The organism is Vibrio sp. HDW18 (genome assembly GCF_011306175.1).
GTDB classification, from domain to species: Bacteria; Pseudomonadota; Gammaproteobacteria; order Enterobacterales; family Vibrionaceae; genus Vibrio; species Vibrio chanodichtyis.
On record NZ_CP049913.1, the window covers coordinates 2,298,153 to 2,323,057 of the forward strand.

19 protein-coding genes, 1 tRNA gene, 5 pseudogenes and 1 riboswitch are annotated in these 24,905 nt (G+C 41.3%); of the genes and pseudogenes, 13 read left to right on the forward strand and 12 right to left on the reverse strand.

The annotated features are described in order from the left end of the window. Positions 1–36: 36 nt before the first annotated feature. Positions 37–296, forward strand: a pseudogene (locus G7083_RS10990) (DUF4277 domain-containing protein); the annotation flags it as partial. Positions 297–455: 159 nt separating this feature from the next. Here G7083_RS10990 and G7083_RS10995 read toward each other — a convergent pair. From G7083_RS10995 to G7083_RS11015, 5 genes are all read right to left on the reverse strand, one after another. Then, positions 456–2,489 (reverse strand): EAL domain-containing protein, encoded by a 2,034-nt coding sequence (locus tag G7083_RS10995; RefSeq protein WP_166014811.1) that lies wholly within the window; start codon positions 2,487–2,489, stop codon positions 456–458. A gap of 421 nt (positions 2,490–2,910) precedes the next feature. Beyond that, positions 2,911–3,894, reverse strand: coding sequence for an SDR family oxidoreductase (locus G7083_RS11000; RefSeq protein WP_166014812.1), 984 nt, complete (start codon positions 3,892–3,894; stop codon positions 2,911–2,913). 21 nt (positions 3,895–3,915) lie between these two features. Continuing rightward, positions 3,916–4,908 (reverse strand): alginate export family protein, encoded by a 993-nt coding sequence (locus G7083_RS11005; RefSeq protein ID WP_166014813.1) that lies wholly within the window; start codon positions 4,906–4,908, stop codon positions 3,916–3,918. Positions 4,909–4,971: 63 nt separating this feature from the next. After that, positions 4,972–5,643, reverse strand: coding sequence for a hypothetical protein (locus tag G7083_RS11010; RefSeq protein ID WP_166014814.1), 672 nt, complete (start codon positions 5,641–5,643; stop codon positions 4,972–4,974). Between the two features lie 114 nt (positions 5,644–5,757). Continuing rightward, positions 5,758–6,255: a TspO/MBR family protein gene (locus G7083_RS11015; RefSeq protein ID WP_166014815.1), complete on the reverse strand. Its 498-nt coding sequence runs from the start codon at positions 6,253–6,255 to the stop codon at positions 5,758–5,760. A gap of 621 nt (positions 6,256–6,876) precedes the next feature. Here G7083_RS11015 and G7083_RS11020 point away from each other — a divergent pair. From G7083_RS11020 to queE, 6 genes are all read left to right on the forward strand, one after another. Then, positions 6,877–7,986, forward strand: a complete 1,110-nt coding sequence (locus G7083_RS11020; protein ID WP_240911910.1) for a hypothetical protein — start codon at positions 6,877–6,879, stop codon at positions 7,984–7,986. A gap of 9 nt (positions 7,987–7,995) precedes the next feature. Then, positions 7,996–8,598, forward strand: coding sequence for a penicillin-binding protein activator LpoB (gene lpoB, locus G7083_RS11025; protein ID WP_166014816.1), 603 nt, complete (start codon positions 7,996–7,998; stop codon positions 8,596–8,598). Between the two features lie 50 nt (positions 8,599–8,648). Continuing rightward, the gene (locus G7083_RS11030) at positions 8,649–10,079 is read left to right on the forward strand and encodes a DUF6844 domain-containing protein (protein ID WP_166014817.1); all 1,431 of its coding nucleotides are present in this window, start codon (positions 8,649–8,651) and stop codon (positions 10,077–10,079) included. Beyond that, the gene (locus G7083_RS11035) at positions 10,079–11,209 is read left to right on the forward strand and encodes a hypothetical protein (RefSeq protein ID WP_166014818.1); all 1,131 of its coding nucleotides are present in this window, start codon (positions 10,079–10,081) and stop codon (positions 11,207–11,209) included. Before G7083_RS11030 ends, G7083_RS11035 begins: the two co-directional genes overlap by 1 nt. A 242-nt stretch (positions 11,210–11,451) precedes the next feature. Beyond that, entirely contained in the window at positions 11,452–11,814 is a 363-nt protein-coding gene (gene queD, locus G7083_RS11040; RefSeq protein ID WP_166015049.1) for a 6-carboxytetrahydropterin synthase QueD, read from the forward strand. Positions 11,815–11,996: 182 nt separating this feature from the next. Further along, positions 11,997–12,662 (forward strand): 7-carboxy-7-deazaguanine synthase QueE, encoded by a 666-nt coding sequence (gene queE, locus G7083_RS11045; RefSeq protein WP_166014819.1) that lies wholly within the window; start codon positions 11,997–11,999, stop codon positions 12,660–12,662. Between the two features lie 433 nt (positions 12,663–13,095). Here the strand turns inward: queE and G7083_RS11050 are convergent, their stop codons facing one another. Beyond that, positions 13,096–16,518 carry a M66 family metalloprotease gene (locus G7083_RS11050; protein ID WP_166014820.1) on the reverse strand — a complete coding sequence of 1,141 codons (3,423 nt, stop codon included), beginning with the start codon at positions 16,516–16,518 and terminating at the stop codon, positions 13,096–13,098. 82 nt (positions 16,519–16,600) lie between these two features. Beyond that, a riboswitch (cyclic di-GMP riboswitch) is annotated at positions 16,601–16,688 on the reverse strand. A gap of 174 nt (positions 16,689–16,862) precedes the next feature. Between G7083_RS11050 and G7083_RS11055 the strand changes: the two are divergent. After that, positions 16,863–16,931, forward strand: a pseudogene (locus G7083_RS11055) (nuclease); the annotation flags it as partial. 107 nt (positions 16,932–17,038) lie between these two features. Here the strand turns inward: G7083_RS11055 and G7083_RS11060 are convergent. From G7083_RS11060 to G7083_RS11075, 4 genes and pseudogenes are all read right to left on the reverse strand, one after another. Then, a complete protein-coding gene (locus G7083_RS11060) occupies positions 17,039–18,679 on the reverse strand; it encodes a response regulator (protein ID WP_166015050.1) in 1,641 nt (546 codons plus the stop codon). 41 nt (positions 18,680–18,720) lie between these two features. Continuing rightward, positions 18,721–20,373: pseudogene (locus G7083_RS11065) on the reverse strand (ATP-binding protein); the annotation flags it as partial. 16 nt (positions 20,374–20,389) lie between these two features. Then, complete coding sequence (locus tag G7083_RS11070; RefSeq protein ID WP_166014822.1) at positions 20,390–20,713, reverse strand: hypothetical protein; 324 nt, start codon at positions 20,711–20,713, stop codon at positions 20,390–20,392. Positions 20,714–20,743: 30 nt separating this feature from the next. Further along, entirely contained in the window at positions 20,744–20,968 is a 225-nt protein-coding gene (locus G7083_RS11075; protein ID WP_166014823.1) for a helix-turn-helix transcriptional regulator, read from the reverse strand. Between the two features lie 146 nt (positions 20,969–21,114). Between G7083_RS11075 and G7083_RS11080 the strand changes: the two genes are divergently transcribed. Both G7083_RS11080 and G7083_RS11085 read left to right on the forward strand, forming a co-directional pair. After that, complete coding sequence (locus G7083_RS11080) at positions 21,115–21,879, forward strand: LexA family transcriptional regulator (RefSeq protein ID WP_166014824.1); 765 nt, start codon at positions 21,115–21,117, stop codon at positions 21,877–21,879. A 362-nt stretch (positions 21,880–22,241) separates the two neighbouring features. Continuing rightward, entirely contained in the window at positions 22,242–22,715 is a 474-nt protein-coding gene (locus G7083_RS11085; RefSeq protein ID WP_166014825.1) for an NYN domain-containing protein, read from the forward strand. On the opposite strand, the gene G7083_RS11090 is transcribed toward G7083_RS11085, so the two are convergent. Beyond that, complete coding sequence (locus G7083_RS11090) at positions 22,707–22,910, reverse strand: DUF2986 domain-containing protein (RefSeq protein WP_166014826.1); 204 nt, start codon at positions 22,908–22,910, stop codon at positions 22,707–22,709. The two genes, G7083_RS11085 and G7083_RS11090, sit on opposite strands and share 9 nt — an antisense overlap. 178 nt (positions 22,911–23,088) lie before the next feature. Here G7083_RS11090 and G7083_RS11095 point away from each other — a divergent pair. The 3 genes and pseudogenes from G7083_RS11095 to G7083_RS11100 all read left to right on the forward strand — a co-directional run. Next, a pseudogene (locus tag G7083_RS11095) lies at positions 23,089–23,208 on the forward strand (ATP-binding protein); the annotation flags it as partial. Continuing rightward, a pseudogene (locus G7083_RS15180) lies at positions 23,185–23,675 on the forward strand (integrase core domain-containing protein); the annotation flags it as partial. The pseudogenes G7083_RS11095 and G7083_RS15180, both read left to right, overlap by 24 nt. A 150-nt stretch (positions 23,676–23,825) precedes the next feature. Beyond that, entirely contained in the window at positions 23,826–24,242 is a 417-nt protein-coding gene (locus tag G7083_RS11100; RefSeq protein WP_166014827.1) for a hypothetical protein, read from the forward strand. A 410-nt stretch (positions 24,243–24,652) separates the two neighbouring features. On the opposite strand, the gene G7083_RS11105 is transcribed toward G7083_RS11100, so the two are convergent. Then, positions 24,653–24,740: transfer RNA gene (locus G7083_RS11105), tRNA-Ser, on the reverse strand. Positions 24,741–24,905 lie beyond the last annotated feature (165 nt).

Consider the following 24,905-nt stretch of genomic DNA (forward strand, 5'->3'; position numbering starts at 1 on the left):
TTTTGATCTATTACTGTTATTTGACGGTCTCAAAATATGTCGACTCAACCTATTATTAAACGTTTGGATCACCTTGGAATCATTGCCGCTTTTTGCCATGAAATCGGCTTACCACGGATGATAGATGCGGTCATTCCCAAGTATTCCGAACACCATGTTTCTCATGGTGATGCTGTATTGGCCATGCTCCTTAATGGGCTCGGCTTTTACGGCAGAACACTTCACATGTTCTCTGACTTTTTAAGACCAAGTCCGTGTCGAAATTGCTCGCCCAAGATATTGATGCATATTACCTGGCCGTCCGATTTATATGCAAGCGATCAGTGGTAACACCAATGATGCCAAAGCCTTCGCCGAGGTCACTTGCCATCATATCCACTTACCGCTTACTTGCCATTTCAAGTTGTTTGGATATTGCTGGTTTTATCGCGGATCTCAAACGTGAAATAAGCGGCTTATTGAGCCTGGCTGGCGATGAGATTAGCGAGCGGCTCTGGTCTACCAATCCAATAACCTTGAACCCAGTCCACATTACACGCTTGCACAAAATTAAACTCTTCAAGGGTCTCGACACCTTCCGCGACGACTTGGCAGTTGGCAATGTGGCCGAGCTTGGCGATTAAACCGTACAACTCTTTGCCTTTTTGATCGGTGCTATTCAATAGCAGAGAGCGGTCTAATTTGATTTTATTAAATGGAAATTTGAATAAATGTGGGAAAGAAGCATAACCTGCACCAAAATCATCCATGGCAAAATGGATACCCTGTGCTTGCAGTGTTTCCATAGTACTATTCAGTAAGCTGGTATTACTCAAAATGGCTTCTTCAGTGATTTCAATCATGATGTGATGGGGTGCAATCGCATAATAATCTAAACGCTCAAGTAAATAAGGGGCAAAATTTTTCTGCTCGATAGAAGCTACGGAGATATTAATCGCAATCCGATCGGTTGGTGATAAAGAGATCTGCTGCATATCCGTTAAAACTTTATCGATCACGATTTTATCGAGATAGGGCATCGCACCAATTAATTGGAAATCATCAATAAAATGAGGGGGGTGCAACCGGCCTTGTTTATCGATATAACGCAATAAAGCTTCATACGATAAAGCGGTATCTGTTCGACAAGGTTGTAATGGTTGATAATACATAACAATCTCGCCTTCATTTAATAATGTCACGACGCGATTTTGTGCCGTCGATAAGTTTTGTTGTGTACTTGTCGAATCTTGAGCTGTGCTCAGTTGCATTTTAAATGTTGAAGTGACGAGTTCGATCAATTTTTCATTATTATTGGCTTGCGCGGTATAACGCCCAGAGTAAGCCAAGTAGAAAGGACGATAAATAAATACTCCAACCACAATAATCAATAGCTGTAAAATCACGCCATCAAATTGATTGCCGGTTGCAATATAACCGCTTAATAGGGGAGGAGTCATCCAGTTGACAATTTGCTCAATGGGTGTGACTAAGCCACTGGTAATCGCTAGGTAGGCGATGACAAAACTCACTAATGGTACGATAACAAATGGAATAATCAATAATGGATTAAAAATAATTGGTAATCCAAAGAGTAATACTTCATTAATATTAAAAGTAACTAGTGGTGCTGCTGCCAATGCAAGCAAAAAGTGATGACGTGATTTGGCGAAAATAAAAATACAAATTAATAAACAGATACTATTCCCAGCTCCACCCATAGAAAGAAATGCATCATAGAATCCTTGGCTAATAACATTCAGAGACGCTTCACCGGCTTGCCAATGGGTAATGTTTTCTTGAGTGATAGAGAAAATATTTTGTTTAATGGAAAACAGCATATTATGACCATTAATGCCAATTGAGCCTAATAAACCGAGAATGGTTTGGTAGATCAATCCACCGGAGAGTGTCATTGGATTTAGCGGCAGTTCTTTGAGCGAAAATGCGCTCATATTAATTAAAACAGAGATTGCTAAAGCTAAAACCATAAATAGGCCAACATGTAAAACATGTTTCAATAGCTGTGATGGGAAGTCCAAGGTTTGTGGAACCAGTAACCGAATCGGAAAAATCGAGTAATAAATTAAAGTCAGCAAGGCACTTAATAATCCCAGCATGGGGCTATTAGGCAGTAAGTAGGTGCTAGATAAACTTCCAGTTTCGATTGAAATAAAATAGAACATGATAAAGGAAAGAAGAATAAATGCCGCACTGGAAACATTGACTTTAAGCGATAGATAGTAACCTATAATCAAACAAAAAGCGGTTGGATATAAGTTAATGATAATATGTGATATATTAAATAGCGATTGAGTTAAAGAATGACCAGATAAATTTATAATATGACCAGTTAACAATATTAATCCATTGAGTAATGTTAAAGGTAATAATAATAGTGCTAATGAAGTAAGGTCGGTAAAGTAAGATTTTAAACTATTGCTTAATGTATGGATGAAACCCTTTCGATGATGTGCAGTTTTTAATAAAATCTTATTTATGATTCTCATTGTTTAGTCTTAAATGTGGCATCACAACAAATATAACATGTATGCGTACGTTAAACAACAATTGGCTAACAGTAGCCGTGATGAGAATGGGCTTAGAGGCTGGTTGTTTAAATGGCCGTGAGCGAGCTATCTGATTAAAATTTATGCCATATTAATGTGACAATTCAAATAATTTATTAAGCAAACGTTTGGTTTGGTTATTTAAATATGATTATTTTAATCACTCGGTTTGTTTTTTAAGCTAGCACAGCGTGTTATCGCAAGTTAAATACCGTAAACCAAAAAAAACAACATGTTATCAATGGTTCGGACTCGTTTGCTGAGTCAGTGGATTGATTCATCGTGCCAGCATCTTTGGTTAGGATCAAAGTGGCAACCACATCAATCGATGATTGACGTGGTTGCAAACTAACTCGTAGGACTAGTAAGCGGTCCAACCGCCATCGGTGGCAAATAATCCACCAGTAAGGTTAGATGCCTCATCAGATAAGAGGAAGCAAATCACTGCGGCCTGCTCCCATACGGTAGATTGGCGCTGTTTACTGTCGGCATAAGCCAGCAAACTCAAGGTTTTGGTGCGCCCCATATTCGGTACGGTCGAAGCGGAATTTTCTTGATTAGCGGCTTTGACGAACTTCATGGCCATATCTGTCATTGCGGTTTCTGTCGCTGCCATATTGACCGAGTTGACTCGAATGCCGTAAGGGGCATAGTCAATCGCCGCGCTGCGAGTTAAACCGCTACAAGCATGTTTACTCGCGACATAAGCAGAATTCCCAGCCAAGCCAGTTAAACCGGCGATCGAGCAGATATTGACAATCGCGCCACCTTTACCTTGGGCGAGGATCGGTTGTAATTCGGCACGCATTGATTTAAATACCCCACCGGCATTCACCGCCATTAAGGTATCAAAATATTCATCACCCGCATCAGCGACAGGTGTCGGCAATAACGCTTTCTGCTTGGGGTAATCTAACTCGGCATCTGGTGCCATTGCCGCCATAATCCCAGCCGCGTTAACCGCACCATTGAGTTGGCCAAATTTTTCAATCGTCAACGCCATCGCTTGTTTGAGATCTTGATTATTGCGTACATCCCCTTTAAAAAACTCCGCTTTGCCCCCTTCTTGGCGGATTTGTGCCACGGTTGCTGCGCCTTCTTTGTCTAACACATCAAAGATCATTAGGCTAGCGCCCTCTCTGGCGAGACGAATGGCCACCGCCGCTCCGATTCCGCGTGCACCGCCAGTGATGAAATAGGTCCGACCTTCATGACGGGCAGGGGTAAAGTAAGCAGGATCGAGTGGTTTGATGTCGACCGTTTTATAAGCTTCTGCCAATCCCACTCCAGGTTGTAAGCTGGCTAATAAACAACTCGTCAACAGGAATTTTTTGAATGTATGCATAATCTATCTCCGATATAACAGTTAAAAACGCACAATCATTAACGCGCTAGCGCTGACCCAATTCTCATAGTCCTGATTGAGCGCGGCTCGAATTGCCTCGCCCGGTCGGGTATAGGCGGCTGAGAAAACAAAAATAAGTTTGGCATTGGCCACATAGCGTGCAGTGAGATTAATTTCTTGCCCTAAATCTTTAGAGGCCAATTGTGACAACGCTTGAGCACCGCCTAGGTTATTTCGTTCATCGGCTTGGAATACCCAAAATTGTGGTGTTAACTCGATTTGTGGTGAAATATTTAACCGTGCCATCAGCCGGTGCGCGACCACATTCGAAGTTTGTACCACCTTATACTGATTTAATCCCTGTACCCATTCATCACCACCGCCCCCAGCAAACAGAGGGTCCCAACGTTCAAAAGTTTTAGTGGTGGGATCATCTCCGCTAAATTTGGACAACCGATAACTTAAGGTTGGACGCCAGCGCCAATCAAAAAAGCGATAGCCCAGCTCTAAATAGCCAGCTCGTGCATCCATGGCAAAATCTTGATGAGTCTGGCGTGCTAATTCTGCTTGCAGATAGGGTGACGATTGATTGGTGGTTGGTTCATAGGCAAAGCGTACATCCAGGACTCTCAGCCCTTCTCGGGGTAGCACTGACTCGGTAGTGAAATAAGAAAAATTGGATTTTGGCACTTCAATGTACATACCACCCCAGCGCAAACCAGACCAAAAACGCCCTTCATAATTGATGCCGTGGATCACGGTTGATGAGTCCAATTCTTCTAGTTCATCGGGATTGAAACGAAACATCTCTAGCTTATGGGCATCGTAAACAAATTGTGCCAATAAGAGCTGATCTGCCGCGTAACGAGGATTGGATTGTAGTGCTGCACGCTCGCCACCGTTGGCAGATCCGAGTCTAAGGATCATGCCATTATCGACTTGAAATGCTTTGCGTCCAGCCAGCAAACTCACTTGGCGGATCCCGCTGGATTCGGTGGTGTTACTGCCAATCAAACCGAAATAGGCATCTTCCAGCGCGAGATGAAAACGAGTTTCGTCAGTGAATAATTCTGGCCCCTAAGATCCAGACGCAATAGCACTGACGCCTGCGAAACCAGATAGGCGTGGAGATAAACGGCTTAAACCATACAATCCTGCTTCTACACTACTTTCCAACCACGTATCGGGGCCGGCTTTGCTTCCAGAAGGAGAGGTGGCGAGTGGATTGCCCGCAGTCAGAATTTCTGGTCGGCCGAAAAAAGCGCGATCGTTGGTATAGATCATACTTTTGTTGGCTAATTTGGCCTGCAGAATCTGCTGATCATCAGCAAATAAGGTGGGGAAATCCTGCGCTCCACGCTCGGTAAAAACACCGATTGGAGCTTCATCTAACGGTTTGGCTTTGCTGGTTAGGCGAATCGTCAAAGTGAGGATCACCTGACCATAGCCGTCCAATTGTGGCAGATATTCTGCACTTTCGACAAATTGTAACCGCTTGACCTGATTGAGCATGATATCGCTGCGTACTGGTTCGAACTGAGAGCCGGGATACGCACCAAATGCTCTTAATACCGCGCTACGATAGGTTTCATTGGGCTGAGCATTATCAAATTCTACATTGATAGCAGCGATGCGACGCCCAGAGAGATCGGCATAATTATTGGCCAACAGTGGTGAGGAGAAAACACCCAGCCAGCCCCATAAGAGTAGCCAGCCAAGGTGGTGGAATAAACCTCGAGACATAACCATAGACACTCCATATCATTTTACTCAGATCCAGCACACCTCACACTCAACCAACCTTAGAAGCAACGTGTTATCGATGTGTAATGAGGCATAACGGCCTTGCCTGATGAGAGATAGTTACCACCCGAATGCTAAAAGATTCGGGTTCATCTGCCACAGCGTGTAATTGAGCACGCCAGCAAAGCCGACCCACAACAAATAAGGAAGCAGTAACAGTGCCGCTAGTTTGCTGGTGCGCCAAAATACCACCACACAACTAAAGATCAGTCCCCACAATAGGAGAATGTCTACCAAAGCCCAGCCACCACTTTGCCAAGCAAAAAATAGCCAGCTCCACAGTGCATTGAAAGCGAGTTGACAGAGAAACAGCACCACGGCGAGACGTGATTGTTTGGGAGGCAACAAACTCCAAACTCGCCATATTGCAATTGCCATCATGGCAAACAATAGCGTCCAGACAGGGCCAAAGATCCAGCCGGGAGGAGCCCAGTCAGGCCGAATTAACTGCGCATAAAAAGGTTTTGCGTGTATAGACGCCACGGCGCCAAGTGCTGATGCGCCAAAACAAAGCACCACCCACACCAGAAACCCCACTATTTTTTGCTGTTTGGTCATCGATCTTTCCTTTGGTTACCCAGCTCTTTTTACCTATTCACCATATCTCAATAACCATAGTTCAAAGATCAATTTTTGGATGGTCTAGGTTGAGTGTCACCATGAGCTATTTTGTTGGTTTAATTCTTTGTACAGATACAAATCAGTGTGTTACTGAAAAAAGTTGTGATGACCAGTTGAATTTATTATCGCCCCATGAATGACTAATATCACATTTTTTAATGAAATTCCATTAAATTGCTTTAGTTGGACAGTTTTCTGACAACTCTCCATTGTTAATGGCTCTCTCAAAAAGTATAAACCTTGCGATTTAGGATGTTTTCTTATCAATAAATGAGTCAATAATAATATGAAAATTAAAGTGTTATGTAGCGCAGTGGCTGTGGCTTTACTATCGGGTTGTACCTCGATAATGCAAAAAAACGATTTTGATTCCTTTGATTCCAAGCTGCTGGTCGGGACTACTTAGGCGCATCAGCAGTAGCACTTAAGCATGCAGGTTACGATAAAGAAACCGGTAAAACGAATGATTTATTATGGACTTTACAAGCGGGTGCAACACTGAATTCGGCTGGTCAGTATGAACTCTCCACTAAATTGCTTGATGCCTCGGAGTCCTTCATGAAAAAAGAAGACACCGAAGGAACGGCAAAAAAAGGTGTTGAGTTGGTGGGTTCAATCCTTGGTAATGATGCAATGCTGGCTTATGAGCAAACTCATTATGATGGCGTGATGGGTAATACCATCAAAGCATGGAATTTCATTTCTGGGAACGACTTTTCTAATGCTCGTGTCGAGCTTAATCGAGCGGAAGAGCGTCAACGTCGAGCTGCGGAGTATTTCGCGGCGTTAATTAAAGAGCGTGAAACTGAAATTAAAGAAAAATCGGGAGACTCTGCGCTTTCCGTATCTAAAACCATGGGTTCTAAGGAAACGAATAATGCGCTAAAAGCTGCGGGATTTGAGCAAGGTAAGTGGAAACCTTATGAAGGTTATGTAAACCCATTCACGACATACTCTTACGGCTTAAACCTGATGATATCTGGTAAAACAAAATCAGATTATTCGAAAGCTGCAGATGCATTTAAACGTGTGCACTCAATGACGGGTTCGAAAACTGCTAAAGCGGATATGGAATTAGCCCGCAGCTTGTCGAAAGGTGCGAGTCAGTCAAAATTGAATAATCAAGTTTGGGTGATCTTCGAAAATGGTCAATCGACGGTTAAGCAAGAGCGCCGTGTCGATTTACCTATTTTCTTATTTTCGGATAACGTTGCGTACTCAGGCATTGCTCTTCCTCAGTTGAAAAAACGTGGTACAGCGTTTAACTCAATCACTGTTGATGGCATGAATACTGACACCATCTCTAATATGGACCAAATTATTGGTGCGGAATTTGATACTGAGTTTCCCTATATTTTGGCTCGCGAAGTAACTCGCGTGACAATAAAAACCATCGCTCAAAAACAAGTGAGCGATGATAATCAATTATTGGGTAGTGCAATTGGTTTATTGCAGCTCGCCACAACTGGGGCTGATATTCGCACCTTTTCCGCTCTACCGAGTGAGTATCAGGCTGCACGTTTAGAAACAAAAAATAAGCAGGTAGAAATCAAGGCTGGCCCATTTACCTTGCCAGTGGAGTTAGATAAAAATGCCACTCAACATATTATCTATGTAAAAGCCGCATCGAATGATGTGGCTCCGTTAGTTAAAGTAGTAAATATCTAAGGATTTATAATGAAAAAAATGGCTCTTGCTGCTGCAATGGCAGCGATCATGTTGAACGGTTGTAAAACGACAACGTCATATATTGATGCAGCAGACTCAACAACAAATGTTGTTGCCGCATTAAGTTATGCTGATTTTTCTAAAGCGGCTACCGAAATGGCTGATGAAATTATTGCCAATAAGCTGATGAATCATCCGCAAGCGGACGCGGGTGGGCGTTATATTATTTACGTCAGCAATATTGAAAATGACACGATGCAACGTATTGATACTGATCAGCTAGTAAAAGGCATTCGCGTAAAAATGCTGCAATCAGGCAAGTTTTTAGTGACAACCGCTTTTGGTGAAGATGATGCAACCACAAAAATGCGACAGCTGAAAGACTCTAAAATAGTAAAACAGTCCAGTGTTAAAGGTGACAACCAAGTTATGGCACCTGATTTCAGTTTGTCGGGTAAAATTATGCAGCGTAATGCGACATTAGATAATGGTGCGACACGAATTGAATATTACTTCCAGTTAAGTATGACCAATATCGACAATGGATTAGCGTACTACGAGGGCGAAAGAATCGTCGGTAAAATTGCCGATGGTTCATCCGTGAGCTGGTAAAAATTTAGAGCGACTTCGGTCGCCCTTTCGTAGTTTAAGAGAGCATTAAAATGAAAAATAATAAATGGATGTTGGCACTCGTTGTTTCTTGCTTCGTATTACCAGTTTTGGCACAAGAGACTCAATCCTCACCAAGCAATAAAGTGTTGATAGAAGTCACTTCAGAGGCGGCAGGCCAGCCCAGTGATATTGATGTTGTACAGGTCAAAGATGAGGTCGATACTGCAGATGTGATTGAGCAGAAAATGGCTGATTATGTTCGACAAATAAAAAGCAGCTTAGCGAAAACAGGTAAACAACACAGTGTGTTTATTTATTCAGGCTCCGCGGAGATTGCGGTAGACCGCAATGATCCTCGTTGGACGGAATACCGTGCTGCCGCTTTGGATAAAGCCGTATTAGCCGCACAAAAGTCATACCTTCAAACATTAAATACTGATGTTGAGAATAACGTGCTTTACAGTCGCACGAGTTTATCGGGGCTACCGACGCCAACCAAAGAAGATTTTTTGAATGAAACTAAAATGGCGAGTTTTTTAGATAAAGTGGTCGCGGTTTTAGAGGGAAAATTGGATTCTGAGCTTAAAGCGATGGAGATCGACCCGAAAAAATTTGAAACGGTACCACCGTCGATTAAAAGAGATTTATTCAAGGAGTCTGTGGTTAAAGAAGCCATCCGTACTTCCTACGGCGACTTGGCCGGTATGATGGTCATTAAAGTTTACGAAGAAATTCGTGATTCAGGCCAAGGTACGGTAGGGGTGGTGATGGCATTGTCTGCGGAGAAACGTGAGCAGGTACGGGCGATGGTCGATTCGAAAGGCCAGATTGCTCCAATTAAGGCAAAAGCTAACCCTAAATTCACTTCCGTATATGAAATGCTCTATGCCCAAAACGACAGTTTATATTTAAAGGTCGGTACGCAGGTGATGTATGACCATCAAGGCTATCCATTATTAGTGTCATATGGTCAATCTGGTGTGACTTATGCTCAATCTGCACAACGTCGTAATCTTGAGCGTCAAACAGCCCAGATATTTGCGACTAATAATGCTTGGTCGAGTTTGGCACAAACCTATAACCTAAGTGGTAATTTCCGTTCTGCGACTTCTGAAGAAAATCAAGTCAGCGAAATGGAGCAGTTTGATCTGATGGCTGAAGGCGTGCGCAGTAAATCTTCTGGCATTACAAATAATCTCATCCAAAAGGTTTCTGAGTCTGCAGCTATGACGTCCAGCGTTCAGGGAATGACCGGTGTCAGTGTCGAGTATGAATGGCGTAGAAAGCATCCTGTCATTGGGCATGAAATGGTAGGTAGTGTGCTAGTTTGGCATCCAAAAACAATTCAACATGCGGTAAACATGGCGAGTGGTAAAAATGCTGAAACTCTCGAAATAGAAGCCGATTTGGGTTTAGATGGCCCTGCTGGAAATATGAACTCAGCAGAATCCGAAAATATGTTTGACTCGGCGGATTTCTAATGAAGACGATAAATAAATTACTCATTGCATGTCTATGGATATGTGGCGTAAGTGCACATGCTGCAAGTTATGAAAAGGTGATTTCGACAGGCGAAGGTGAGACATTGGACCTAGCCATCGATGTTGCACTGCGTCGAGCGGTAGAGCAGATTTCTGGTGTTTCTATCGACAGTGAGCGCGTATCGAGTTTGACCTCGAAAAATGATGGAAATACCAATCAGTTGATGCAGCAATCTGCAAATGCTACGGCTATGCGTTCCGCTGGCGAGGTGAAATATAAGGTATTAACAGAGCGTTGTGCAAATAATTCCTGCAGTGTGAGATTGGAAGTGCAGGTTGAAGTTGATCCGCGTTCTCAAATCAAAGATTTGAACTCTAATCGTCGTACGATTGCGCTTGGTCCATTTACTGGTCCTGAATCTTCAACAATTTCCAAGAAAATTCAGGAGTATTTGGTACAAGATCGTAAGTTTAAGGTATTGCATAGTACTTCAGATCCAACGTTGCAATATGTGGTTACCGGAAATGTGCTTGAAGCTCGCACTAATAAGAGTGTTGTCGATAAATCTCGCACGGTTGAATTAACTGGTGAACAGATTAAGGATGTAAAAACCAGTTATGACACACGAGTCATTGTCGAGTTTAAAATCCTAGATGTGGTTAATAATCAGATTAAGTGGTCAACAACAATTCCTACGACGTCACAACGCAACAATTTGAGCGTGTTGCTTGATATCGCGTCTAAGAAAATCTTCACGCAACTCAAGGATAATATTTATCCGCTAGTCGTGTTAGTGGGTGAGAATGGAACACTGATTCTTAATTCGGGAGGATCTACCGTAAAAGTAGGTCAGTACCTTGATATTTTTAATCTTGGTGAGAAGTTTATTGACCCTGTGACCAAAGAGAGTCTTGGCCATGATGAAATTAAGGTTGCAACTGTCAAAGTAACTAGGGTTTTACCAAAGATGGCTTACCTATCGATTGTAAAAGGTAAGGCATCTTCGGTGAAGAATCAAAGCATTGCTCGCCAGTCAGATTATATGCCAGTTAGTACTAAAGCCGCTAAACCAATGGAGTCGCAGTCTGCTCCGCAAGAAGACGAGAAAACCGTAGGTATCATATTGTGATCTGCCTGCCCCGACAAGCATCGACAAGGGTGTTCGTCGGGGCGAACGAACGTTGCTTTTATCTGTAATAAGTTTTTAATTTGGTTCGCTAAATCACTCCCTGAGTCACTCACTTTTATGGTCAACCTAGAGCGCTATGCTTGAGTTAGCCTTTTGCGATGGTTTGACTTGCTATATGATGCTCGGCCGTTGGTTTGAGTTCTAGTACGGCATCAAGTCGGAACGTCAATAAGTGAAAAATGATGAAGACCGAAATTTACAAAGAATTTATGTTTGAGGCGGCCCATAAGTTGCCGAATGTTCCAGAGGGTCACAAATGTGGCAGGTTACATGGTCACTCCTTCTTGGTTAGGTTATACCTGTCTGGAGAGGTTGATCCTAAAACTGGTTGGATCATCGATTTTGGTGATGTAAAGCAAGCATTCAAGCCGACCTATGAGCAATTAGATCATCACTATCTCAATGATATTGCTGGGCTTGAAAATCCAACCAGTGAAGTATTGGCTCAATGGATCTGGCACAAAATGAAACCTATTTTGCCTTTATTATCTAAAGTCGAAATTAAAGAAACCTGTACCGCTGGGTGTATATACACCGAGAGTTAACTATAGAATCGAATAAGCTTAGGCTGTGCAGTGTGGTTGCTTTCTGCACAGCTTGGCTTTTTGTACTCTGTAGTGATGTTAAAATAAATCTACTTAAAATTAAAAAATAGGTATAAGTATTTTTAATTCTCAGCGATAAAGTTTTCGGTTTAATTTTTGACCGCTTAGCAAGGGGTGTTTAATTGCTTAAAATTAATGAAGTATTTGAAACGATACAGGGAGAAGGCTTTTTTACTGGAGTGCCTGCGATATTTATTCGACTACAAGGTTGTCCAGTAGAATGTTCTTGGTGTGATACCAAACAGACTTGGGTCATCGACCTAGAAAAAGAAACCTCTTTGGATCGTGTAGTTAATAAAAAACAAGAGAGTGATGCTTGGTGTTCGCTATCGCCGCAAGAAATTATAGCTTATTGTGTTCAATCATTTAGTGCTAGACATGTTGTGATCACCGGGGGAGAGCCTTGTATGTATGACTTGGCGCCGTTAACCCAATTGTTTACAGCCTCTGGTTTTACTACACAGATTGAAACCAGTGGCACTTTTGATGTGCAGTGTAGTGAATCTACTTGGGTAACTGTCTCTCCCAAATTAGATATGCGCGGTGGTTTAGCGATGCGATCACAAGCGCTCTATCGTGCTAACGAAATAAAACATCCCGTTGGCACTCAAAAAGATATTGATAATTTACATGAGCTGATGGCTAATTTCGAACTGCAGAAAGAGGTGATTATCGCCCTGCAACCAATAAGCCAAAAGCAAAGAGCGACTGAAATGTGTATTGAGGCTTGTATTAAAAATAACTGGCGTCTGTCGATACAAACGCATAAATATTTACAGATAGCCTAGTTAATGGTTTAAAACTGTCAATTGTTATGTCTTAGAATATATACCCTTCATACTTGAAGCTGCAGCGGTGTTAGCTACGTTCGTTCACCCCAATCACATAGTTTGTCTATGCTCATGGGGACTCACTCACTTGCCGCCTACCTGCAACTCCAAGTTGTTTGGGTATAGTCATCAAGCGATTCAGATCTTTTCATCCGTTTTTAATCGGTATCAGCAATTTCTGAGAGTTTCTCGCCACCACAGATGAAGAGTTCCTGAGCCGGAGTATGCCTTCTTATCTTTGTCACCAATTGACCTTACGCTGATTGCTCAGGTTTGGCCAACGCAATGGTTATGCTGGTGCTGGCCAAAACAGAGCCGAGTGGGCAAAAAGCTTAGCGAAGCGAGGAATTCCCTCCTTGCCATGTAGCGCTCGGCAAGGAGGGAGAGGGCGTTACTTAAAGCTGTACTGGCCGTAGCCGCTGGAGAAAATCCAGTCGTTGCCGTTTGACCACTTAATGCCGGCCGCTTGGACACATTGATTGGCACTATTGACAAAACCCGCACCATAGAAAGGCGCGCGAGTCATGCTGCACAGGGGGTGATCAGAGTCTGGTTTGGCCATAATTCGCTCACCAGTATGCTCTGGATTCCAGAGTGATAACCATTGGAACTGATTGAGTGGCGATTCTAGTCGCTGCGCACTGCCATCTTGGATCACCGAAATATCATCCCCACCGCTGCAGCGATAATCGTTAGTCACCAACTGTTCAACAAAACCATGCACCGTGTGAAGGGTGCCATTAATCGCAAGCTCAAACCGACACACTGGCAGTTTTTGGCTGTTCACGCTCATCGTGGCAATATTGTTTTGGTCGCGCTTAGTTAACTGCTGGTAATCCATCGCCTCACTGTGATCAAACCAACCTTGTCCCAGATCACTGGTGAGCACTTGATAGCCATGCTCCTGACCTATAATGACCGCAGGTGGTAAATCCTCTAACCCTGTGTCAGCTGAGGGGATTAACGTATCGAGGAGTTTGACCCCTTGCGCATCTTCACAGCTTAAGGCAACACTGGCCAGTTCTTGTTGCGGTAAATTAATATGGAACTTATTGCTTTGGCTGCTATTTTCACGATGTGCGGTCAAATCAAATGCCATGGTTTGGCCATTTTTGCTAACCACATCGAGGCGACAGACATTGATATGAATGTATTGTCCTTGTTCAATAGTGTCGCCTTTGATGGCATAAGCCCACTGTGCATTATTGGTGTGAGTGATACCAGGAATTTGCACACATTTATTGTCTTGCACAAAGCCTGCACCGTTATGACTTGGATTATTGATGTCTTTCAGCAGACAAAGATTCATTTCGCCGATGTCTGGGGTTGGGGTGTAGACCATCTTGCCACGGCCGTAGGCGTAGAGCATAGAGTAATCTCCTTCGGCGGAGACCATGTTTTGCCATGTACCAGCAAGATTCCAGCGCATATCATCGCTGGTGCGACAAGTATTGGTCGATTGATCAACATGGCCAACTAGATTTACAGGGTCACCACTGGTCGGGGTAAAGCTAAATTGGCACAAGGTTTTATAACTGCCATTATCCGCAATGGTCTTCCAGCCTGACAGCGATAAGTGTTGGCTGGTTAATTCACGGTATGGATGCCAACCGCCATCAAGGTAAGGACCGCTTTCGGCAGGTTGATAGTCGGTGGCAGGGGCCAGATCGAAGACGTTGCCGTAGTTACCATAAAGAACTGGATAGATTTGGCTCGGCAGATCACCAAGAGGATCGTAAATGCCGACTAAAGTGGTGACGGGGATGCCAGTTTGCAGTGCGGCAGGGGCGCTGCTTTCTGCCTCGACATAGCGTTGCTGTGCTTGATCCCATTTTACGTAATAAGCGTCAGCGTCAGGTACTTGATTAAAGCCATTATTGAGCCAGTTTTGCACTCGACGGGCTTGGGTTGGATGTTCGAAAGTAAAGTGACTGACCAAACCCACTTTGCGCGATTCACCACCGGCTTGCGCGTCACGTAAAAAGCGGAACGTATCTAAATAAGGCAGTGAGGTTTCCCCGCCGTAGCTCATTTCGAGTGGTGCGCCACGCCAATCGATATTACCAATAAAGCGTTTAAATACCGCATCCCAGCCCCAGCCACTTTCCATATCGTGCACTGAGGCCATGCTTGGGTAATGGCCAAGACCAAAGTTATGTCCCACTTCATGCGACCATTCATTACCGGTGGTTTCTTCTAAGGTTAAAATACCGCCACCGCCGCTGCCGCCATGCACAACGGTTTTGCTGGCACCGGTTTCAGGGTTGGTATACACGCCGACATTGGTATGGGCGGTGATGTGATTAAAGCGGCGATTATAGGTTTGTGAATCACCGGCTGAGGTGGTAATGCCGACGTTGGCATTATTAATCCCAATAGAGATTAAAGCCTTCCCAATGGAGCCACGCATATCACCACTGTGCCAGCCACCATCGGTGTCGCTGCGTTCAGTGTAAATTTTGCCATTCGGCATGGTAACTTTAGCAAAATAGGCCGGCGCATATTGACCGATCACCAGTTTTGATACCGGGATTTTTTGAAAATAATCGGCCGCATGCTCTGCGGTGTTATTGGCCATGGTATTGCGATCCCGGGGCTGGGTAAGCATACCCATATCGATATTTTGGAACACCAATTCAGGTGCACCACCAAACACAATATTTTGCTCGGCTAACTCAGAGGTTCGGCCATGGTTATCGATAAAGCGCAGTGATAAGCCGGGTTTTACCCAATGCCACGGTAGGTTCAAGCTCCACACATCATGGCTAAAAATGACCATAGGCCGACCATCGACCGCATATTGGTCGGTTCTTGGCTGGTTCGCAGGCGAGAGCATGCTCTCACGGCTAATCAGCTCACCCTCTTGATAAACTTCGACCCATAATTGGTTAATATCTTCAAGGGTCGGGCTTAAAAGCAGCATAGCTTCACGATGCATTACTACATCTGGGGTATTTAATTCATCGTTACCAAAAGGGGCGGTTAAACTGTGGCTTTGCATAAGAGAGACGTGCGCTTCAATTTCACCCTCTAGGTGATTGAGAGTACGCAGACCATCATGAAAACCGGCTTTGCTTGGTTCGGTGGTGAAGCGAATCGGCTCCAGTGTCATACAGTCAGTCGTGTTACATGCCGTGATCGCCAGTTGATATTCCGTTTCAGCGCGCAGGTTACCTAGGTAAAATTCTGGTGCGCTGGCTGTGAAGTGCTGCGCTGCTTGGGTAGTGCCACCTTGACTACTGCTGAGTTGGCTAAGGCTGAGCTGATAGGTCGTGCCAGGTGTGTGGCCTTGCCAACTGATGGTGGCCCCCACATCAAAAATGCCCGATGTTTGAAGGTCATGAATATTCGGGGCGCCGAGGCATTCGGTATTTTCAAAGCGCATGATCCGCTCATCGGTAAAACTCGGGTGCGGATAATATTCAATAAAACAGCCGATCACATCCGAACTCATACTGCCAAATTCATCATGAATAAAATAAAAGCCATTATTATCATTCAGCACTATGTCCCATTTATCATCGAGAAATGGAAAAGCCGCATAGTAGGGCGCGCGCGCGTTCTCGCCATAGGGGAAAGGGAATTTAGGGTAGTGATTATCGTGTAATTCGAAGCGTTGATTATTATGAATAAGGTAGCGTTTGTTATTTTCAACAATCACCCCATCATTAGTCAGCGAGCGTTGCTGCATCTGTTTAATCGTGTTGAACGTTTGTTCGGCGGCTTGTTGCATGGTGATTTGCGCGTTGGCCGCAACAGGCAATAACGCGCTGGCGATGAGTGTCGCCAACGGGGTAAATCGAGGTGTAAACATAGAGGTTCCTTATTGATCTGATTAATTCAATAAGGCATACGCGTCAACTTGACCCGTTACACGAAGTGACGGATCAGATACCAATGGCATCCCCGCTATCATAGGTACTCTTGCCCCTTAGACCGGTGGTTTTGCGTCCCAGCTTTTCAACTGGTTTGCCTTTTTCAATGTGCAGTATGATTTCTGCCACCGGAATATAGGTTTAACCTTGGGTAAATGCAATTTAACGGTATAGAATGTTGTTTTTAATGGATAAATTAAATTTAATTTTGGAGTGAGTCTCACATACTAATAAAATCAATCCTCACTTAGTCGCAACGAAACAGTAGTAACGGAAAGAAAGAATGGAAAAAATTGCCATTTTTCTTGATGTACAAAACGTGTATTACACCTGCCGCGAGCACTATGACTATCGTTGAGTCATCAAAAAGCTCATCTCATTTGTTTGGCTCTTCGCTGTACTGAGTGCAATCGGTTAATCAAACATTGTCTGGCATAAAAAACATTGATTTGAAAATAATTATTCATAATGTTTTCTAACTCGAAAAGTGATTGCCTTTTCATATAGCTCATAATACATCATGTGGTTTAATTCCTGATCACTGAATAGCTGTCGTATGGTATTATTACATCTGTTTAATAAATTTTCAGTTTCAGTTTCATTAAGATTGTTTGGCCAATGCCTAGATAATATATTGACAACTTTAATGCATATGGTTCGTAATGTTGGACACCTATCTAAAATTTGAATGTATATATCTAATAATGAATCAAGGCCTATGTTTTTATTAGATAACATTTTGTAGCGCTCTTGTAACCATTTTAATTTATCTTCATTTGATTTCTTTAACGATATTCCTAGTGCAATCTTACTTTCTAATAATATGCCAGCACCTTCAACTAGTAGTGATTCGTTACACCAACTAATTGATTTTGAAAATTCAGAATCAAATGACATAATATTTAGTAACCAAGTAAAATGATATCTATCCTCAAATAAATCAAATTGTTTTTCTTGGTAAATTTTATTTAATATTTCGATAGACATTGAATATTTATTTTCTTCCATTGCAATATGAGCTGCAACAAGTTCTAATTGTGGTAGTAACTCTTGATGTTTTCCTTTATCGTAGAGATCTTTGAGAATTAATTTTGATTCTTGTAGATATACATCTCGCAGTTCTTGTTCAGAATTTCTTGATGAATACAATAAACATCTTATTAAATTAAGATGCATTTGATTATTGTTCAGATGTGTTTCTTTATTTATCTCGACATATAGACGATAACGTTCAAGTGCTGAAATAGGATCTCCTACGGATAAGCATAAATTAGATAAAACCCATTCTCTTTCTGTATGCCCTGGTACAATTTCACTGGCTATTTTTAAATGCTGGATTGCTTCTGGAATTGAATTATTACTCAAACTAATACTTGCAGCTTCAACTCGAGCTCTAACATTGTTTGGTGTATTAGTCAGTAATTCTTGGATTATTTCCATTGCTTCAATATGGTTACCTGTTTGTTTTAATGCATTAGCAAGTCCAATTTTTGCCCAATCGAAATCTTTGTATTCTAATGTGTCGAGATAAACTTCACGTGCATGATCATAGCGGCGTAAGTTGGTTAAAAATTCACCTTTGAATTTCTGTATGTCAAAATAATAATCTACATGAAATGCTTCAAGTTCATCACACAGTGCCAAACCTAGTTCATAATTACCTTCGCTTTCAGCTTCGTATAATAATTTTAGTGTATGCTTTCTTAATATTGCGCTAATGAGTCTTTCTTGTAATGTTAATATATTGAAAGGTTTTAATATATATTCATCTGGCCTAAGTTCTAGAATGGAATGAACAACAAAAGATGAAGAATCACCTGTTATGATTATAAAAACAGAATCATTCTTTAATAAATTATAATGTTTGAACTCCTCAAACAATTGCTTTCCATTTAGTCCCTTGCCAAAATTATAGTCACATAAAATAATATCAAATTTATGTTTTTGAGCTAAAAATAAAGCCATCCTTGGATTTTTTGCTGTTAGTATTTTGTCATCAATAAAACCAAACTTAAGTAACATTATTCTTAAATTTGAAATTACTATTTGAGCATCATCGATAATTAATACGCGGAGTTCAGAAAGAGATGGGTTAATTATTTTCATATTATAATCATTCCTAACTTAAAACTAACCATTCATTAATCTATTAAATTATTGTTAAGCCATTGTTTTGCCTGTCCGATGACTTTATGCATGGTATTGATCAAATTATTTTTATCCAATATCAACTGGTGTGGTGAATTTTGATTTTCAACGATCTGGGCTAATTCAGCAAGTTCTGTTAATTGTAAAGCACCAGCAGTTCCCTTAATTCGATGTGCGAGAGCTTTGATATCGCATTCTGGCTGATTCAATAAAATAATGTCTTGCATTAGAGAATCGGCTACTACAGATGCCATCTCCTCGCGTTCATTTGGCTCGTAATCTTCTAGCCAAGTACTTGTCGGTTCGGTTACAGCCTGTACTGTAAGATAATGAATCAAGGTTTTACGCAAAGTCTCTAAACTATAAGGTTTATAGAGTACCTTATTCATTCCTGCCTGTTGTGCTTGTCTTGTAATAAATCTTGAATCTTCTGCTGTACTGCAAATGATGGCACCATCAAAGGTTGGTAATTCTTTCTTAACTTTACGAGCTAATGCAAAACCGTCGAGATTTGGCATATAACAATCTGTGATCAACATATCAAATAGCTCTGGATTTTTGGCAAGTTTATCGAAAGCTTGTTTACCATCGCAGACTAATGTTGATCTGATACCAAGTTGGCTTAATTGCTTTTTTAGTAGTAGGCGGTTAATAGGATCATCATCAGCGACTAATATATGTCCTTGCAACAAATGTAACTGTGTTTGAGTTTGTGGATTATTAACATGTAAGCTATTCAACTTTCTTAACTGATTGAATAATAGATCTGGGTAAATATTTTGGCTATTTTTTTCTACCCAATATTGTTCCCCTTTAATTTTGATACCTAATACTTGAGCCCATAATAAATAAGGAGAGCGGGGCGTTATAGCAAGCACTCGATCTTTGAACTCACTACATACCTCAATCGAAATTGGCAAACTCACCTTAACTTGAGTACCGCAACCAAATTGGCTCTTAACCTCTATATTACCGTGCATCAATTCAATGAGATTAGCGACAATTGACATACCTAATCCTGTTCCACCAAAACGGCAAGTAATCGTATTATCGGCTTGTACATATGGAACAAATATTGAATCAATTTGTGATTGGGTCATACCACAACCAGTATCCTCCACATTGATGATTAAACAATCATGAGTTGTTTCAATACTGACAATGATTTGTCCTTGTTCAGTAAATTTGATCGCATTAGAAAGTATATTGGTCAGGACTTGGTTAAAGCGTAAGGAATCTAGATTAGCTATCAGAAATGGATTTGGTGACCAAATTACTTCAAATTTGATTTTTTTGAGTTGAGCATTAGCTTCAAATCCGCGTAATAGAGCCCCTAATTCATCGGCTAAGTTATACTGTGAAATATTCAGTTGTAGTTGTTGTGCCTCTATTTTAGAAAAATCTAAGATATCGCTAACATGTAACTTCAAACGCTCAGCAGAGCTGATAGTGTTAGTTAATAGCAACTGGTTATCACTATTTTTTAAGCGTGTTTTCAGTAGTTCCATTAGCCCAAGCATTGCGGCAATAGGTGTACGTAATTCATGACTCATAACAGCCATAAAGTGATTTCGTATTTTAATTTCTTGTAGTGCTTTTTGATGAGAATCATACAGTATCTGCTGTGTGTATTCTAAGTGGCTAATATATTCAAGTGTATATTTAAGATATTTTTTTGGTTATTGTTTTTGGAATGATTTTATTTAAGTGTCTGACATGTGAATTATAATTTTCTGGTGCTTTATTAATATCATTATTATTTGCTTTTGAAATTCGACCAATTACATTAATTTTTCTATTGATGGGTTTATATATGAATTTATTTATATGGAGGTTTTTATTAATTATAGATGGAAATTTTGATGTGCAAAATCTAATTTTTTTTGAACTAAGTTTTTGACGAAACTCTAGTTTATTTCCTTTCGATAACCTACCAAGTTTTTCTCGAATTTTGTGCGGGCTTTGTTGCATATCTAAATTGTCCATTTTTTTTATAATTAAAACGCATATCACAAATTACACTAGTTTATTCATATAACGACTAGGCCAAATATTCTCAGGCTTTTCATTTAATGCATCCGCAATTATTCGTTCTCCTTTAGGCCAAGGTGAACGAAATACATTACGTAAAGTTGATCTCGCCAAACCATTTTTTTCACCTAGTTCACTCAAATTTGTTCCTAGCTTTTCCAGTGCACATTTTACTTCCGCTGGATGCCAGTCGTGTGTATTCGTTTTCATTTTGATATCCTTAGTGGTTACACGTGCGAGTAAGTCATGGGTTTGGCTTTGTGTTTGATGACTATAGCGACGAAAAATTCGCAAGTCAACGTATGTGCGGATTTTTAGTGCGAGTTGTTTTTTTATTTTTAATCTAGAGGGATCATATGAAAATAAAACCAGATGATGGTAACTTATTGTGTAATAAGCCTTATCCTGAAAGGGTTACACAATCTGAGTTAATTGCTTCTTTTGCAAAACGGTTAAACACTGCGATAGGTGATGAGTCTCTGCGTTCATTTTCACGCAGGTGCGGGCTTTCAGATAAGACATTGCGTGACTATCTTGGCGGAAAGACATATCCAACCTTGGATCGTCTTGCTCTAATTGCTGATGCATCAGAGTGCTGTATCAGTTGGCTAGCTACGGGTGATAGTGAAAATGTAAATGTCACGGCTTTGGATATAGACGGAAACATTAAAGTTCCAGAATATGATTTTCAGACATTGACAAAAAATGTCAAACTTGTTGACAGTGATATTAAAAATGGTGAATTTTCATTTCCTGAAACGTGGTTACGTCAGAAGAAACTATATGGCTATGATTTATGTGTAGTTAATGCATGGGGGGATAGTATGGAACCCTCTATACAAAGTAATGATTCATTACTATTAAAAATATTGAATACATCAGAGAAGGTGGTTTACGATGGTATATATGTATTAATACTCGATGCAATGTTATTGATTAAACGAATTAAATACAGTATGAAGGATCAAGGGCATTATATCATTAGTGATAATCTAGACTACGATATCATGTTTGTACCTAATATTGAGTTTGATGAACGAATAAAAATTATTGGCTTGGTTGTTGGCAGTGTAGTGAAGCCAATAGTCCAAGTTAAAATAATAGAAAGAAATTTAAATTGATTCGGTGTTGCTGAGGTTATGCTATCAATAGCCTTGGATATTATTATGAATGAGTAACTGAAAGGTTACTTATGATAGGGCTACTTAGTTTAGGATTCTTAGATCCTAAATAGGATATATCTAGATTAAATAATTTCGTATGGATGGGTGATTTAAATTAGCTCCGCTCCGTTAGTTGGCAGTTATATTCATCTGGTAAGACTCAAGTGGAGAGCCTGCTGACCAACAGTTTGAGTACATTGCCAAAGTGCGCGCTGAGGCCGAGTAACGGGCAAAAGCAATAATCTGTAGCCAATACCCATTAACTGCATACAATAGATTCGACCTTAGCTCTGGAATCAACACTCACTAAGTAGGAAGTAATGGAAAAAATTGCAATTTTGGTGGATGTACAAAACGTGTATTACACCTGCCGCGAGCGCTATGGGCGGCATTTTGATTACAATCAGTTTTGGTCGCAAGCGACGCAAGGTCGTTCGGTGGTCCAAGCCAATGCCTATGCGATTGCCAGCAAAGATCCGCAGCAGCGGCAATTTCATCATATTTTACGAGGGATTGGCTTTGCCGTGATGCTGAAACCGTTTATCCAGCGTAGTGATGGCAGCGCGAAAGGGGATTGGGATGTCGGCATTGCTTTGGATGGTTATGAGTTAGCCCAACAGGTGGATACCGTCGTGCTCGTTTCTGGGGATGGGGACTTTGAGCCTTTGGTGACCCGAATTCAGCAACGCTTTCAGGTTAAGGTGGAAGTGTATGGCGTGCCGAAACTGACTGCACAACATTTAATCGATGTTGCCAGTCAATTTCACCCGATTGAGCACAGTTTGTTACTGTAATGTGCCATCGCTCTGCAAGGGTTGAGCAGTGTTTGAATCGCTGGCCGCAAGATCGGTATTCGCATCTTGTTCAGCGGCGAGCTTAGCGCGCTCGGCTTTAGAAATATAACGAGGCTTGTTGCTCGGGTGCAATTTAGCATGTTGCTTTTTAAGGCGTTTTTGTAAAGTTTGATTAATTTTCTTTTTACGGTTCATCGGCTGGTGCTCGAAACAGGATGGTTAGGTGTTATTGCTTGGCGATTTGGCGTTGCCAACTGCTACGCTAAGTCGGTTGGGTATCGATAGTATAAAGGGCGATTGGTGTTGCACGACCGATCCCCTTGGTGCCGCGCAGGATACGGGGTTTTCAATGTGAACTCAATCAAGTTTATGCCAATGGCCAAGCGCATTTTCCGATGATGCTACGCTAACTGCAGCAATGTTAGATCGAAAACCTCAACATTCCGATATGTTACAGTTGAGTGGTTATAGTTATCGGTTGAAAGATAAACGATATTCGGAGCAATACCTGATTAAAAAAGTGATTACCCGCAACACGCACTGGTCAACCGAAAGTGACCATTCGCCTAGTCTATACGACATTTTAGATTGGCGAAACTTGTTACCGATATCAGTCCGTCAATGACGATGAGAACGCTCAGAGCATTGATCTAACAGAGAAAGAAACGGTGCTCTGTGCTTTCATTGCTTGCGCAACGTGAAAGACTTCGGTTGGAACCACAAGCGGATCTACCGAATTTACTGCGATCTAGCCTTAAATCTGCGCATAAAACCACTGGCGATCTGCTGTGACAATGGTCCGGAGTTTATTAGTTACGCATTTACAGAATGGGCGAAAAACTTGGGATCCGGATTGATTAAATTCAACCGGGAAAGACACAACAAAGTGCCTATATTGAGCGACACAACAAAACCATCAGCTACAGTTGGGTCAGCAAACATTTATTTGATAGGCTTGAATAAATTAAAGACTATGCCACTCAATGGCTTTGGTTTTACAATCATGAGTCGCTATTGATGGCCGCATAATTTCTACTTTTAACTACGGTTAAAAATGGGGTGATTGCTATATATTGCAATAAGGAAACAGACAGTAAAATGATATATCGATTGAAAAATTCGCTTGATTTAAAACACAAGCAAAAACAATTTGTTGAAAGAAGAAAGTTTATCGACCAGGCAATAAGATTCATGTCTCTTAAAATGTTGAAGAGAATTGTAGTTTTTTTTGTTGTTGTTTCGGCATCATTTTTTGTCACTATGGTTGGTATTGAAGTATACCAAGAGCATCAGCGGAAGGAGATGATAAACTCATATACATACAAACGCTGTATAGATAGGGCTGTTAAGTTAAGTCTCAGCATGCAAACTGCCACGCTACCGCTGCCTGAAACATCAAAATTGGGAGATATAACTCAATACAACGCAAAATCAACGGTACAAATACAGCCTATGCACAGTGTAAGATTGGATGATGCGTACAGATGTAAGCAAGAATATTTATCGAAGATAAATAAGTCTCGATAAATGTCAATACTTGGTGGGAGGGTAATTTAAGTCTGTTCTCGCTATATGTAGTGGCACGGGCGTAGTCTTGCTCAATAGTATTTTTTCTTTTATTTGTCCTTGTCTACATACTCTTCACTGTCCAGAGCATGCCCCCCCAAAATCTAGGTATTACTTTTGGTCTGTAACTTCTTATTTTACATCAAGTTAAAGATCGAATTGATAGAGGAAATGACAATAAAGTAATACCTGATTTAGTGCTCAAAAGTAATACGGGCACTAGAGAGTGGCGAGCTGGGTATTACTTTAAGTATTACCAAAAACAAGCGCTTTTATGGCATCTCATGGAACATTACTGAATCGTAACCATTTGATTATTATGAATTTCAGATAAGAAAAAAGACGCCCTAGGACGTCTTTTTTCTTGAATGTGGCGGTGAGTGAGAGATTCGAACTCTCGGTACGTTGCCGTACACACACTTTCCAGGCGTGCTCCTTCAGCCACTCGGACAACTCACCGAATCGTTAACCGCTTGGCTAACGAGGCGCTAATTTAATGATTCTATTGTGGATGGTCAAGCACAAAGTCGAAAAAAACTCGCGCATTGAGTCTGTTTGCTTACAAAATAACTAGAGTGGGTAAAATCATAACAATTGCGTTGGGATTTCTATAATAATAAGGCT

Bases quoted from the DNA above. Each gene is read 5' to 3' on its own strand.
- G7083_RS10995 (WP_166014811.1), bottom strand. From the start codon at position 2,489: ATGAGAATCATAAATAAGATTTTATTAAAAACTGCACATCATCGAAAG.
- G7083_RS11000 (WP_166014812.1), bottom strand. From the start codon at position 3,894: ATGCATACATTCAAAAAATTCCTGTTGACGAGTTGTTTATTAGCCAGC.
- G7083_RS11010 (WP_166014814.1), bottom strand. From the start codon at position 5,643: ATGGTTATGTCTCGAGGTTTATTCCACCACCTTGGCTGGCTACTCTTA.
- G7083_RS11015 (WP_166014815.1), bottom strand. From the start codon at position 6,255: ATGACCAAACAGCAAAAAATAGTGGGGTTTCTGGTGTGGGTGGTGCTT.
- G7083_RS11020 (WP_240911910.1), top strand. From the start codon at position 6,877: ATGAAAAAAGAAGACACCGAAGGAACGGCAAAAAAAGGTGTTGAGTTG.
- lpoB (WP_166014816.1), top strand. From the start codon at position 7,996: ATGAAAAAAATGGCTCTTGCTGCTGCAATGGCAGCGATCATGTTGAAC.
- G7083_RS11030 (WP_166014817.1), top strand. From the start codon at position 8,649: ATGAAAAATAATAAATGGATGTTGGCACTCGTTGTTTCTTGCTTCGTA.
- G7083_RS11035 (WP_166014818.1), top strand. From the start codon at position 10,079: ATGAAGACGATAAATAAATTACTCATTGCATGTCTATGGATATGTGGC.
- queD (WP_166015049.1), top strand. From the start codon at position 11,452: ATGAAGACCGAAATTTACAAAGAATTTATGTTTGAGGCGGCCCATAAG.
- G7083_RS11050 (WP_166014820.1), bottom strand. From the start codon at position 16,518: ATGTTTACACCTCGATTTACCCCGTTGGCGACACTCATCGCCAGCGCG.
- G7083_RS11070 (WP_166014822.1), bottom strand. From the start codon at position 20,713: ATGGACAATTTAGATATGCAACAAAGCCCGCACAAAATTCGAGAAAAA.
- G7083_RS11075 (WP_166014823.1), bottom strand. From the start codon at position 20,968: ATGAAAACGAATACACACGACTGGCATCCAGCGGAAGTAAAATGTGCA.
- G7083_RS11080 (WP_166014824.1), top strand. From the start codon at position 21,115: ATGAAAATAAAACCAGATGATGGTAACTTATTGTGTAATAAGCCTTAT.
- G7083_RS11085 (WP_166014825.1), top strand. From the start codon at position 22,242: ATGGAAAAAATTGCAATTTTGGTGGATGTACAAAACGTGTATTACACC.
- G7083_RS11090 (WP_166014826.1), bottom strand. From the start codon at position 22,910: ATGAACCGTAAAAAGAAAATTAATCAAACTTTACAAAAACGCCTTAAA.